The organism is Roseovarius sp. D0-M9 (genome assembly GCF_037083805.1).
GTDB lineage: Bacteria > Pseudomonadota > Alphaproteobacteria > Rhodobacterales > Rhodobacteraceae > Roseovarius.
On record NZ_JBAPKZ010000001.1, the window covers coordinates 147,952 to 160,761 of the forward strand.

At 65.4% G+C, this 12,810-nt stretch carries 14 protein-coding genes; 13 read left to right on the forward strand and 1 reads right to left on the reverse strand.

What is annotated here, in order from left to right; translation table 11 throughout:
• The first annotated feature begins 29 nt into the window (after positions 1 to 29).
• From ccoN to V8352_RS00805, 9 genes are all read left to right on the forward strand, one after another.
• Positions 30 to 1,634, forward strand: coding sequence for a cytochrome-c oxidase, cbb3-type subunit I (gene ccoN / locus V8352_RS00765; protein WP_336422338.1), 1,605 nt, complete (start codon positions 30 to 32; stop codon positions 1,632 to 1,634).
• Between the two features lie 4 nt (positions 1,635 to 1,638).
• A complete protein-coding gene (gene ccoO, locus V8352_RS00770) occupies positions 1,639 to 2,469 on the forward strand; it encodes a cytochrome-c oxidase, cbb3-type subunit II (RefSeq protein WP_336422339.1) in 831 nt (276 codons plus the stop codon).
• Between the two features lie 11 nt (positions 2,470 to 2,480).
• Positions 2,481 to 2,708 carry a cbb3-type cytochrome c oxidase subunit 3 gene (locus tag V8352_RS00775; protein WP_336422340.1) on the forward strand — a complete coding sequence of 76 codons (228 nt, stop codon included), beginning with the start codon at positions 2,481 to 2,483 and terminating at the stop codon, positions 2,706 to 2,708.
• Positions 2,701 to 3,747 (forward strand): cytochrome-c oxidase, cbb3-type subunit III, encoded by a 1,047-nt coding sequence (gene ccoP / locus V8352_RS00780; RefSeq protein WP_442970922.1) that lies wholly within the window; start codon positions 2,701 to 2,703, stop codon positions 3,745 to 3,747. Before V8352_RS00775 ends, ccoP begins: the two co-directional genes overlap by 8 nt.
• A 143-nt stretch (positions 3,748 to 3,890) precedes the next feature.
• Entirely contained in the window at positions 3,891 to 5,636 is a 1,746-nt protein-coding gene (locus V8352_RS00785; RefSeq protein ID WP_336422341.1) for an RdxA/RdxB/FixG family protein, read from the forward strand.
• The gene (locus V8352_RS00790; protein WP_336422342.1) at positions 5,611 to 6,087 is read left to right on the forward strand and encodes a FixH family protein; all 477 of its coding nucleotides are present in this window, start codon (positions 5,611 to 5,613) and stop codon (positions 6,085 to 6,087) included. The genes V8352_RS00785 and V8352_RS00790 overlap by 26 nt, the downstream gene beginning before the upstream one ends.
• Positions 6,084 to 8,198 carry a heavy metal translocating P-type ATPase gene (locus tag V8352_RS00795; protein WP_336422343.1) on the forward strand — a complete coding sequence of 705 codons (2,115 nt, stop codon included), beginning with the start codon at positions 6,084 to 6,086 and terminating at the stop codon, positions 8,196 to 8,198. The genes V8352_RS00790 and V8352_RS00795 overlap by 4 nt, the downstream gene beginning before the upstream one ends.
• Positions 8,195 to 8,404 carry a cbb3-type cytochrome oxidase assembly protein CcoS gene (gene ccoS / locus V8352_RS00800; RefSeq protein WP_336422344.1) on the forward strand — a complete coding sequence of 70 codons (210 nt, stop codon included), beginning with the start codon at positions 8,195 to 8,197 and terminating at the stop codon, positions 8,402 to 8,404. The genes V8352_RS00795 and ccoS overlap by 4 nt, the downstream gene beginning before the upstream one ends.
• On the forward strand, positions 8,404 to 8,598 hold the full coding sequence (locus V8352_RS00805) for a hypothetical protein (protein WP_336422345.1): 195 nt from the start codon (positions 8,404 to 8,406) through the stop codon (positions 8,596 to 8,598). Before ccoS ends, V8352_RS00805 begins: the two co-directional genes overlap by 1 nt.
• A 29-nt stretch (positions 8,599 to 8,627) precedes the next feature.
• On the opposite strand, the gene sfsA is transcribed toward V8352_RS00805, so the two are convergent.
• Complete coding sequence (gene sfsA, locus V8352_RS00810; protein WP_336422346.1) at positions 8,628 to 9,329, reverse strand: DNA/RNA nuclease SfsA; 702 nt, start codon at positions 9,327 to 9,329, stop codon at positions 8,628 to 8,630.
• Between the two features lie 86 nt (positions 9,330 to 9,415).
• On the opposite strand from sfsA, the gene V8352_RS00815 reads away from it, so the two are divergent.
• The 4 genes from V8352_RS00815 (at position 9,416) to map (ending at position 12,771) form a co-directional block, all read left to right on the forward strand.
• Positions 9,416 to 10,135, forward strand: coding sequence for a competence/damage-inducible protein A (locus V8352_RS00815; protein WP_336422347.1), 720 nt, complete (start codon positions 9,416 to 9,418; stop codon positions 10,133 to 10,135).
• Entirely contained in the window at positions 10,132 to 10,872 is a 741-nt protein-coding gene (locus V8352_RS00820) for a GNAT family N-acetyltransferase (protein WP_336422348.1), read from the forward strand. Before V8352_RS00815 ends, V8352_RS00820 begins: the two co-directional genes overlap by 4 nt.
• Positions 10,869 to 11,882 carry an OmpA family protein gene (locus V8352_RS00825; RefSeq protein ID WP_336422349.1) on the forward strand — a complete coding sequence of 338 codons (1,014 nt, stop codon included), beginning with the start codon at positions 10,869 to 10,871 and terminating at the stop codon, positions 11,880 to 11,882. The genes V8352_RS00820 and V8352_RS00825 overlap by 4 nt, the downstream gene beginning before the upstream one ends.
• Positions 11,883 to 11,958: 76 nt before the next feature.
• The gene (map, locus tag V8352_RS00830) at positions 11,959 to 12,771 is read left to right on the forward strand and encodes a type I methionyl aminopeptidase (protein WP_336422350.1); all 813 of its coding nucleotides are present in this window, start codon (positions 11,959 to 11,961) and stop codon (positions 12,769 to 12,771) included.
• Positions 12,772 to 12,810: the final 39 nt, after the last annotated feature.

Here is a 12,810-nt window from a genome sequence, read left to right on the forward strand (position 1 = left end):
ACTTGAAACGACCGGAAAAGGGACGGGCGATGTCTGACTATATCAAGTTGATTGCATTCGGCGTCATTGCGCTATTCGCTGCAATCGCTGCCAATTTTGCGCGTGATCTGGCCTATATGGTCCACGCGTTCATCATAATGGGCGTCGCGGGCGGCATGTTCGTATGGCAACTGCGCAATATCGACGAGCCGCTCAGCGCAAAGGCGCTGGCCGAAAGAGAACTGGCCTATATGGATGGGCCGATACGCTACGGCGTCATTGCCACGGCCTTCTGGGGCGTCGTGGGGTTCCTTGCGGGAACCTATATCGCGTTTCAGCTGGCATTTCCGGCGCTCAACATCGATTGGGCGCAACCTTACGCAAACTTTGGCCGCCTGCGCCCGCTGCATACCTCTGCGGTGATCTTTGCCTTTGGTGGCAACGCCCTGATCGCCACGTCCTTTTATGTCGTTCAGCGCACATGCTCGGCCCGGCTATGGGGCGGCAATACCGCGTGGTTTGTCTTCTGGGGCTATAACCTGTTCATCGTATTGGCGGCGACGGGCTATCTGCTGGGCGCGACCCAGTCCAAGGAATACGCCGAGCCCGAGTGGTATATCGACATCTGGCTGACCATCGTCTGGCTTGCCTATCTGGCCGTCTTCATGGGCACGATCATCAGGCGGCAGGAGCGGCACATCTATGTCGCCAACTGGTTCTACATGGCCTTCATCGTGACGGTGGCCATGCTGCATGTCGTCAACAACCTCGCCGTGCCGGTGTCGATCTGGGGCTCCAAGTCGGTTCAGGTCTTCTCGGGCGTGCAGGATGCGATGACGCAGTGGTGGTATGGCCATAACGCCGTCGGATTTTTCCTGACTGCAGGCTTCCTTGGCATGATGTATTACTTCGTGCCCAAGCAGGCGGGCCGTCCGGTCTATTCCTACAAGCTCAGCATCATCCACTTCTGGGCGCTGATCTTTCTCTATATCTGGGCCGGTCCGCACCACTTGCACTACACCGCGCTTCCCGATTGGGCTGCGACGCTGGGCATGGTGTTCTCGATCATCCTGTGGATGCCCAGCTGGGGTGGCATGATCAACGGCCTGATGACGCTGCAAGGCGCCTGGGACAAGATCCGCACCGATCCGATCATCCGTATGTTCGTGGCCTCGCTTGCCTTCTACGGCATGTCCACTTTCGAGGGCCCGATGATGTCGATCCGCGCGGTCAATTCGCTGTCGCATTACACCGACTGGACCATCGGTCACGTCCACTCCGGCGCGCTTGGCTGGAACGGCCTGATCACCTTCGGCGCGCTCTACTTCCTGACGCCCAAACTCTGGGGACGAAAGCAGATGTATTCGATGTCAGCCATCAACGCGCACTTCTGGCTCGCGACGGTCGGTATCGTTCTCTACGCGTCGTCGATGTGGGTGTCGGGTATCATGGAAGGCCTGATGTGGCGCGAAGTCGATGCCAACGGGTTCCTCGTCAATTCCTTTGCCGACACCGTGGACGCCAAGTTCCCGATGTATGTGGTTCGCGCCCTGGGCGGCGTCCTCTATGTCGCGGGCGGTGTGCTGATGGTGTGGAACATGTGGATGACAATTCGCGAACCGCGCACCGCCGCTGTCGCAACGCCTGCGGAGTAAGAGCATGACAAAAGATCCCAAAAGCCCCGACTACGACCCCAAGGACGACCCCAATGTCGCAACCTTGGGCGACCTTCCGGGCGACATCCCGAATGAGCTTCCGCCCGAGACGCAGACGATCACGTTTCACCAGCGGATCGAGCGGAACGCGACCCTTCTGCTGGTGGCCAGCTTTGCCGTGGTGACCGTGGGCGGCATCGTCGAGATCGCGCCCTTGTTCTGGCTGGAGAATACCATCGAGGAAGTCGAGGGCATGCGCCCTTACTCCCCGCTGGAGCTGGCCGGGCGCGAGATCTATGTGCGCGAGGGCTGCTATGTCTGCCACAGCCAGATGATCCGCCCGATGCGCGACGAGGTCGAGCGCTATGGCCACTACAGCCTTGCGGCGGAATCGATGTATGACCACCCCTTCCAGTGGGGGTCCAAGCGGACCGGGCCCGATCTGGCGCGGGTCGGCGGGCGCTACAGTGACGAATGGCACGTGGATCACCTCAAGGATCCCCAGTCCGTCGTTCCCGAAAGCGTCATGCCGAAATACGCCTTTCTGGCCGATACGCTCATGTCGGGCGAGTATATCGAGGATCTGGTGGCGACGCACCGGATGGTCGGGGTGCCCTACACCGACGAGATGGTCGAGGCGTCCTTTGCGGATTTCCGTGTGCAGGCCGATCCCGACGGCGACTGGGATGACATGCTGGAGCGATACCCCGGCGCGCAGATCCGCAATTTCGACGGCCAGCCCGGCGTCTCGGAGATGGATGCGCTGATCGCCTACCTGCAAATGCTGGGCACGCTGGTCGATTTCTCGACCTTCACGCCCGATCCGGATCGCTGAGGGAGCACCAGATGGAAACCTACACGCTTCTTCGCTACCTCGCCGACAGCTGGGCCTTGCTGGTTCTGACGCTGATCTTCCTGTTCGTCATCGCGTGGGCCTTTCGCCCCGGCTCCCGGCCTTTGCACGACGATGCGGCCGATGTGCCGTTCCGCAATGACGACGAAAAGCCACGTGGGCCGAAAACCACACGCGCTCGCGCAGCGGCGCATACCGAGAAAGGACGCGGTGATGTCTAGTGACAAGCGCATAGACAAAGAGACCGGAACCGAAACGACCGGCCACAGCTGGGACGGCATCGAAGAGTTGAACACGCCGCTGCCGCGCTGGTGGCTCTGGACCTTTTATGCCACGATCCTCTGGGGGATCATCTATACCATCCTCTATCCCGCATGGCCGCTGGTCTCGGGGACGACGCGCGGTGTGCTGGATTGGTCGACACGTGGCCTCGTCGCCGCCGAGATCGAGGCGGTGAACCTGTCCAACGCGGAAATGACCGAAAGCTTGGTCAATATCGACCTGGCGGCGCTGACCCGAAACGAGGAGTTGCACCGCTTTGCCGTCTCGGCGGGCGCGTCGGTCTTTGCCAACAACTGCTCGCAGTGCCACGGCGCGGGCGCGGCCGGTGTGCAGGCGGCGGGCTATCCCAACCTGCTGGACGATGACTGGCTCTGGGGCGGGCAGATCACCGATATCGCGACGACCGTGCGCCACGGCATCCGCAACGAGGACGATCCCGATGCGCGCTGGTCCGAGATGCCCGCCTACGGTGACCTGTTGGAACGTGATGAGATCGCGGCGCTGGTCGATCACGTGCGCAGCCTGTCGGGTCTTGCCGAGGGTAGCGAGATGGGGGCCGAGCTCTTTCTCGACAATTGCGCGGCCTGCCATGGCGATGACGGCATGGGCAATCGCGAAATGGGTGCGCCCAATCTGACGGATGCCATCTGGCTCTATGGTGGCACCGAAGACGCGGTCAAATACACGATCGAGTACTCCCGCTTTGGCGTCATGCCCCCTTGGGGCGACCGTCTGGGCGAGGCGCAGGTTCGGGCGGTCTCGGCCTATGTCCATGGCCTTGGCGGCGGCGAGGCGGCCGTAGGCGATCCCATGACCGATGCCGAAGCCGAAGATGCCGCGTCGGTCCCCGATGCCAGCTATCCGGCGGATGCGACCGAGACGCCGACCGAGGCGGATGAAGACCCCGTGATGCCGGAGGGCGGTGAGGAGGCCGCACCCGAGGCTGGCGAGGATGACGCGGCGACTGCGACTGAATAGCGCAGGATAAACCGCTGATTTCACGCCAAGATCGCCGCGCACCCGTGTCAAAGGTGCGCGGCGGTTGATCCATCTCAAGGCGTCCCGCCCGCGCCTCGGTGGAAAAGACTGGCAGACAATCTTTGGAATGGAAGTGACCGCCAATGTCCGACAATCCTCCTCTCTTCGCCGCGCAAGAGCCGATCTTTCCGCGCCGCGTCTCGGGCTATTTCCGCCGCCTCAAATGGTGGATCATGGCGATCACGCTGGGCATCTATTACCTTGTGCCGTGGATCCGCTGGGATCGCGGGCCGAACCTGCCCGATCAGGCCGTGCTGGTCGATCTGGCATCGCGGCGCTTTTACTTTTTCTGGATCGAGATCTGGCCGCATGAATTCTATTTCGTAGCGGGCCTTCTGATCATGGCGGGGCTGGGCCTTTTCCTGTTTACCTCGGCGCTGGGCCGGGTCTGGTGCGGCTATACCTGCCCGCAAACCGTCTGGACCGATCTGTTCCTCTTGGTCGAGCGCTGGATCGAGGGCGACCGCAATGCGCGCTTGCGCCTGTGGAAAGCGCCCTGGGGCCTGCGCAAGTGGCGCCTGCGCGTGACCAAATGGGTGGTCTGGATGCTGATCGCCATTGCCACGGGCGGCGCTTGGGTCTTCTACTTTGCTGACGCGCCGACGCTTGCGGTCCGGCTCGTCACGCTCGATGCGCCTGCGGTGGCCTATATCACCATCGGCATTCTGACCGCGACGACCTTTGTCTTTGGCGGTTTCCTGCGCGAGCAGATCTGCATCTACATGTGCCCGTGGCCGCGCATTCAGGGCGCGATGATGGATGAGGGCACGCTGACCGTGGGCTACCGCGACTGGCGCGGTGAGCCGCGGGGCAGGGGCGGCGCCAAACGCACCGCCGTGGCCGAGGATGTCGGTGCGACCTCGGGCGTGCGCTATGGCCTCGGTGCCGGCAATGACGGCGAGAGCAAGGATGTCGCGGGTCATCGCACCTCGCGCACGGGCCAGGAGCTGGGCGATTGCATCGATTGCATGGCATGTGTCAATGTCTGCCCCATGGGCATCGACATCCGCGAAGGCCAGCAGATGGAGTGCATCACCTGTGCGCTTTGCATCGACGCCTGCGATGAGGTGATGGCCAAGATCGGCCGCCCGCGCGGCCTGATCGACTATCTCGCGCTCGACGACCGTCCCCCGGTGCTGCCGGGTGAACATGCCCCCGTGCGCCCCATGGGCACGGATGCCCCCGAAGAGCAGGGCGCCGATACTGGGGTTCCGTCACCCGCCGCTGCCGCCCGCTCGGACATCACCGCCGACGGCACGGTCGCCACCGCTGTGGACGGTGCAACCGCACCCGCGCCCAATGCCGCCGATGCGCCCTTTATCACGCCCAACAGCCGCGATTGGAAACCAAGGCCCGTTTGGAAGCACATCCTGCGGCCCCGCACGCTGATCTACACCGCGATCTGGGGGTTGATCGGGATCGGGCTTGTCTTTGCGCTGTTCGTCCGCGCAGACATCGAACTGACGGTCGCACCCGTTCGTAATCCGACCTTTGTCACCATGTCCGACGGCTCCATCCGCAACGCCTATGACATCCGCCTGCGCAACAAGCATGGCGAGGCGCGTGATTTCACACTTTCGCTGACCGAGGCAGGCGCGCTCGACATATCGCTCGAAGGGGCCGAGGGTGATACGGTAGAGGTGCCTGCGGATTCCACCATGCTGCAACGCGTCTATGTTGTCGCGGATCCGGGGGATCCGGCGGCCGTCCAGCCGCGCAGTGAATTCCGCTTCTGGGTCGAGGATACGGCCTCGGGTGAGCGGGCATATCGTGATACAATTTTCAACGGCAAGGAGAGCTTCGATGAGCGCAGTGGAAATGCAGGCTAAGCGCGGACTGACCGGTTGGCACGTTCTGGCCATGTTCGTGGTCGGCTTTGGCATTATCATTTCCGTGAATCTCGTGCTGGCGTTCAGTGCCGTGCGCACCTTTCCCGGACTCGAAACCGACAGCTCTTATGTGGCCAGCCAGACCTTTGACGATGATCGCGCGGCACAGGATGCGCTGGGCTGGGACGTGACCCTGTCGCAGTCGGACGGTGTTCTGGCCCTCAGCATCACTGGCCCCGATGGCGATCCAGTCGCGCCCGAGATCGTGTCGGCGACGCTGGGCCGTGCCACGAACGTCGCCCATGACAGCACGCCGGCCTTCACGTGGGACGGCGCGCAATTGACCGCGCCCGTGGACCTCGCGCCCGGCAACTGGAACCTGCGCGTCGATCTTCTGGCCGACGACGGCACGCCGTTCCGGCGCCGCATCCCGCTGGTGGTGCCGCGATGAGCGCTCTGGCCGCATGTCCGGCCTGCACTGCGGCGCCATCTGCGGCGCGGACCGCGCGCGATGCGGCGGGTGAGGTGCTCTATCTGTCGCTGCCCGGCATCAGCTGCGCTGCCTGCATCGCAGGGGTCGAGAGCACGCTCAGCGCCGTGCCGGGCCTTCACGCCGCGCGGGTCAATCTGGGCCGTCGCCGCGTGCGCATCGTGATGACGCCCGGCACGGGCGCCGCGCCCGCGATGGCGGCGCTCGATGCGGCAGGCTTTGAGGCGCACGAGCTGGACGCCGCCGCACTTGGCACCGGATCGGATGATCCGGCCCGCGCGCTGTTGGCGCGGATCGCCGTCGCGGGTTTTGCGATGATGAACGTCATGGCGCTGTCGGTCGCCGTCTGGTCCGGCGCCACTGAGGCGACCGAGGCGCTGTTCCACTGGATTTCGGCGGCCATCGCCCTTCCGGCGCTCGCTTTTTCGGCGGTGCCCTTCTTTTCCTCCGCCGCCTCGGCGCTGCGAGCCCGGCGTGTCAACATGGACGTGCCAATCGCGCTGGCCATCTTTCTGGCCTGCGTGACATCGCTGCACGAGACGATGTATGGCGCAGGCGCCGATACGTGGTTTGACGCGGCGCTGTCGCTGACCTTCTTCTTGCTGGCCGGGCGCTATCTGGACCAACGTGCGCGGGCGACCGCGCGCTCTGCGGCGGCTGAGCTGACGGCGCTCGAAGTGCCCCGCGCCACCTTGCTCGATGGCTCGGCACGCCGCACGGTGGCCGTGGCGGATATTGCGCCGGGGGACCGCATCGCCCTTTCGGCAGGCGCGCGCGCGCCCGTGGACGGTCTGGCCGAGCAGGCCGCGACCTTGGATCGCTCTGCCCTGACGGGCGAGTCGGCCCTGGTGCGCATCGCGCCGGGCGATCCCATCTGCGCGGGCGAGACCGTGATGGGCGCGCCGATGACCCTCAAGGCGACAGCGCGCGCGGAGGATAGCGCCCTGCGCCGCCTCGCCGCGCTGGTCGAAGTGGCCGAGACGGGGCGAAACCGTTACTCCGGCATCGCAGATCGCGCCGCGCGCCTCTATGCGCCCTTGGTGCATGGCCTTGCCGCCATCGCGTTTGCAGGCTGGTATGCAGGAACAGGCGACATGCATCTGGCGGTCGGCATCGCGACGGCCGTTCTCATCATCACCTGCCCCTGTGCGCTGGGTCTGGCCGTGCCTGCGGTCACCGCCAGCATGACGGGTCGCCTCTTTCGCAGTGGCGTCCTGTTGAAGTCCGAGACCGCGCTCGAGCGGTTGGCAGATGTCGATTGCGTCCTTCTGGACAAGACCGGCACGCTGACCCAAGGCACGCCGCAACTGCCCGCGCTCGACGCGGGCACGGCGAGCGTCGCTCTGGCGCTGGCGCGTGCGTCCGACCACCCTGTCTCGCGCGCGATTGCCGCTGCGCTGGACGGCCATGAGGCCGCTGACCTGACAGACGTGCGCGAAGTGACCGGCGAGGGCGTCACTGGCCTCTGGAACGGAACGCCGGTCGCGCTGGGGCGCGGTGCCTCGGGGACCGAGTTGAAGATTGCAGGGCGCATCACCCCGATGCCCCTGACCGAGGCGCTAAGACCGGGAGCCAAGCAGATGGTCGCTGCGCTGATCGCATCGGGCTACGAGGTGCGGATGCTGTCGGGCGACCGTCCCGAGGCGGCAGAGGCCCTGGCCTGCGAGCTGGGGATTGCCGAGGTTCACGCGGCGATGCGCCCCGAGGACAAGGCCGAGCTGGTTCAGGCCCTGGGCGCCGAGGGCCGCCGCGTGCTGATGGTGGGCGATGGGTTGAATGACACCGCGGCGCTGGCGGCGGCGCATGTCTCGCTGGCGCCGGCCTCGGCGCTCGATGCGGCGCGCGTGGCTTCGGACGGGCTGGTGCTGGCCAGCGATTTGATGGCGATCCCGCAGACCTTGCAGGGCGCGCGCACCGCGCTGCGCCGGATCCGTCAGAACCTGGGTATCGCGGCGGGATATAACGCCATCGCCATTCCCATTGCGATGGTCGGACTGGCCTCGCCGCTGGCTGCTGCCTTGGCGATGTCGCTGTCGTCGGTCACGGTCGTGATGAATGCGGTGCGCCGATGAATGTTCTCGTCGTTCTCATCCCGGTTTCGGTGTTTCTGGGCGCGCTTGGTCTTGTCGCTTGCATCTGGACGTTGCGCCACGGACAGTATGAGGATCTCGAGGGGGACGCCGCGCGCGTTCTTCTGGACGATGATGATGCGCCCCGTGCGCCCCGTGCGCCCCGTGCGCCGCGCGATGATGCCAATTCGTCCGAAAGGAGTGACTGATGGTTCCAAGTTATCTGACACGTTCGCGTCTGGCCTGGGTCGCGCTGGTCATGGTCATCGCAGGTTTCGCGCTGACATTCGTGACCGCTGTGGCGGGATGGCCGACATGGCTGGTGCCCGTTGGCTATTTCATGGCCCTTGTGGGGGCCGGGCTGCTCTTTGTCGGCTGGCTGGCATGGAAGTCGCGCCGCTAAAGCGTTTCGCGAAACGCTTTGGGCGTGCGTCAGACCACCGGCATCGCGGGCCCGAGGGTGATGCCCGCGCAAGAGATATCGGCGCGGTGGGCGATTACCTCGACCCCTGCGGCGCGAGCCTGCACCAGCGCCGCCGCATAGGCCGGGTCGATATCGGCGGCCACCGATGTGCGGACGCAGTCGCTGCGCTGGACGAGGTAGAACAGCACCGCGCGCCGCCCGGTGCGGGCCACCTGCGCCAATTCGTCCAGATGGGTCTTGCCGCGGGCCGTCTTTGTGTCGGGAAATTCGGCCAGACCGGGCGCGCGGCTGAGCGTCACGGATTTCACTTCGATATAGGCAGCGGGGCGCGCGGCATCCTCCAGCAAGAAATCGATGCGGCTTGCCGCTCCGTATTTTTGCTCGGGCCGGATCGCCTCATATCCTGCGAGCGCCGGAATTTCGCCCGCCTCCAGCGCCTCGCGGACGACGCGGTTGGCCGCGCCGGTATCGACGCAGGCCATATGCCCGCCGACGAGCTCGACCAGCCGCCACGCATGGCGCAGCTTGCGCTTCGGGTCATCATTGGGCTCCAGCCATACGGTCATGCCATCCTCGGCCAGCCCGGTCATGCGGCCGGGATTGGCGCAATGCGCCGTGACCTCGCGCCCGTCCTCCAGCACGACATCCGCCAGAAAGCGCTTGTAGCGCCGAAGCAACGTGCCGCGCAAAAGGGGGGTTTGAAACCGCATGGGGCGGGGCCTATACCATTGGGCAGGAGCCGATCAAGCGCCCATCCAAGCGCGTTCACCCGAACGCCGACTACTCTGGAGGTCAAATGCCCAACCCCACCGCAGCGATGCTGGTCATCGGAGATGAAATCCTGTCGGGGCGCACCCATGACACCAATACGCGTTATCTGGCCGGCGTTCTGACCGAGGCCGGGATCGACCTGCGAGAGGCGCGTGTCGTCAGCGACAACGCGGCCGCGATCATCGGCGCGGTTCAGACATTGGCCGCGCGCTATGATCACGTCTTTACCTCGGGCGGGATCGGCCCGACGCATGATGACATCACTGCCGATGCGGTGGCTCAGGCGATGGGCCGCAAGATCGACGTGCGCGAGGATGCGCGCGAGATCCTTGCAGCGCATTACAAGAAGGTGGGCATTGAGTTGAACGCGGCGCGGCTGCGCATGGCCCGCATCCCCGATGGCGCGCGCCTGATCGACAATCCGGTCAGCGCCGCGCCGGGCTTTGTTCTGGGCAACGTGCATGTGATGGCCGGTGTGCCCGGCATCTTCAAGGCGATGGTCGCCTCGGTCGTGCCGGCGCTGACGGGGGGCGCGCCGCTCTTGTCACGGAGCATGGATGTCGATCGGGGCGAGGGGGATATCGCCGCGCCACTGGCAGAGCTGGCGGCGCGTTTTCCCGCGCTCAGCTTCGGCTCCTACCCGTATCAGCGTCAGGGGGCCTACGGCACCAACGTGGTGGCGCGCGGCCAGGATGCTGGCATGCTGGATGCCGCGCTGGCCGAGATGCAGGATATCTTCGGGTGACGCAGGCCCTGCCGGATGCGGCCGCGCTTTATGATGTGATCGAGGCGACATGGCCGCCCGCCGCCCGCTGGCAGGACGGCCCGTGGACTTTGCGCCGCGGCGGCGGCGGCGGCAAGCGCGTGTCGGCCGCCACGGCGCAGCGCGCGGTGGAGGCGGCGGATCTGCCCTTGGCCGAGACGGCGATGCGCGGCATGGCCCAGACGCCCCTTTTCATGCTGCGCGACGGGGATGATGCGCTGGATGCGTTGCTGGAAAACGCCGGATACGGCATTGTCGATCCGGTCAACATCTATGCAGCCGCGCTGAGTGATCTGGACCTGCCGCAGCCCGAGCGGACCGCCAGCTTTCACATCTGGGAGCCCTTGGCGATTCAGCGTGATATATGGTCCGCAGGCGGTATCGGCCCAGAGCGCGTCGATGTGATGGCGCGCGCAGCAGGGCCCAAGACCGCGCTTTTGGGGCGCATTTCGGGCCGGGCGGCGGCGGCGGGTTTTGTCGCACTGAAGGAGCGGACGGCGATGGTTCACGCGCTGGAGGTGCTGCCCGAGTTTCGCAGGCGCGGCATGGGCCGGGTGCTGATGGCCGAGGCGGCGATCTGGGCGCGCGGCCAGGGCGCTAGCGTTATGTCGGTGATCTGCACGGCGCAGAACGAGGGGGCCAACGGTCTTTACTGCGGGATGGGCATGACGCATGTCGGCCGTTACCATTATCGCCAGCATCCGGACGCGGGAGTATGAGACGCGGGGGCCCGCTCGGCTTGGTGGCCGTCCTGCTGAGCCTTGTGGCCCCGGCGGCGCCTGCCGCAGCGCAGGATCTGGCCCTGCCGGCGAACGCCGAGATGGCGCGCGAGTTGACGGATACGTCTGGCACCTATGCGCTGCCGGTCGGGCCGTGGTCCGATGGCGGAGCCGAGACACTGGACGTGGCGGGCGATGTGACGCGGCAGGCCTGGCGCATCGGGGCATCCTCCCTGACCACGCAGCAATTGATGGACCAGCTGGCGGCGCAGCTGGATCGGGAGGGGTATGATACGCTGCTGCGTTGCGCGGATGCGGCTTGTGGGGGCTTTGACTTTCGGTTTTCGCTGTCGGTGCTGCCGCCGCCCGAGATGTTCGTTGATCTCTTTGACTACCGCTTCTTGTCGGCGCGGCGGGCGGCGGGCTCCGAGGCACGCTATGTCACGCTGCTGATCAGCCGATCGGGATCTGCGGCCTATTTGCAGGTGACGCGGGTTGCGCCTGCGGACGGCTCGGGCGGGCCACACGCGCCGGGGACACCGGAGCCGCAGGGCGGCCCGGGAACCGTCACCAGCACCGATGCCACTGCCGATGATGCCGCCAGTCCCTATCCGGACAAGATGCAGGAGGATGGCGCGCTTGTCTCGGCCTTGCGCAGCCGGGGCCGCGCGGTTCTGACCGACCTTGATTTTGGCACGGGCGCGGCGGGGCTGGGCGAGGGGCCGTTTGCCTCCCTTGGTGCGCTGGCTGCTTTTCTGAAGGGCGATGCGGCCCGACGGATCGCGCTGGTGGGCCATACCGACACGGTCGGCGGTTACGAGGATAATCTTGCCCTGTCGCGCCGCCGCGCGGATTCGGTGATGCAGCGCCTGATCGACAGTTACGACGTGTCCTCCGAACAGCTGGAAGCCGAAGGCATCGCATATCTTGCCCCAAGAGCGCCCAATACGGATGCGCCGGGGCGCGAGGCGAACCGCCGTGTCGAAGCTGTTTTGCTGAGCGCGGAGTGATTGCCCAAGGGCCTCTGGCCCTTTGCGCGCCGGGGCACTAAGTAGGGCAGCGACTCCGAGAATTATGAGGCCCCACATGCAGACCAAGCACAACGGACGCACCACGCGAGACGGCATCCGTATCCATGAGGCAGCCGATTTCGCCGGCATGCAGAAGGCCGGCGCATTGGCGGCCCGCATCCTCGACGACATCGCGCCGCATGTCACCGTGGGCCAGACCACCGGCGCATTGGACGCGATGATCGAAGGCATGGTCAATGATGCGGGCGCGACCTCGGCCACGATCGGCTACAAGGGCTATCGCCACGCCAGCTGCATCAGCGTCAATCACGTCGTCTGTCACGGCATTCCCGGTGACAAGGTCCTGAAGGACGGGGATATCCTGAATATCGATGTCACCGTCATCGTGGATGGCTGGTTCGGCGATACCAGCCGGATGTATGTCGCAGGCAACCTCGGGCGCAAGGCCGAGCGGCTGATCCAGGTGACCCATGATGCGCTGATGATCGGCATTGAGGCGGTACGCCCGGGCAAGACATTCGGCGATATCGGCCACGCGATCCAGGCTTATGCCGAGGGGCACCGAATGTCGGTCGTGCGCGATTTTTGCGGTCACGGCCTCGGGCGCGTGTTTCACGCGCCGCCCAATGTGGTGCATTTTGGGCGACCCGGATCGGGGCCCATGCTGGAAGAGGGCATGTTCTTTACCATCGAGCCGATGATCAATCTGGGCCGCCCGGACGTCAAGACGCTGGCCGATGACTGGACGGCGGTCACGCGCGACAAATCGCTTTCGGCGCAGTTCGAGCATTCGGTGGGGGTGACCGCGGATGGCGCCGAGGTCTTTACCAAATCGCCGGGCGGGATTTTTAACCCGACGCGGGCCTGAGCCAAGGTTTTGCGCGCCGCCTTCGCGGCGCGCGGTGGC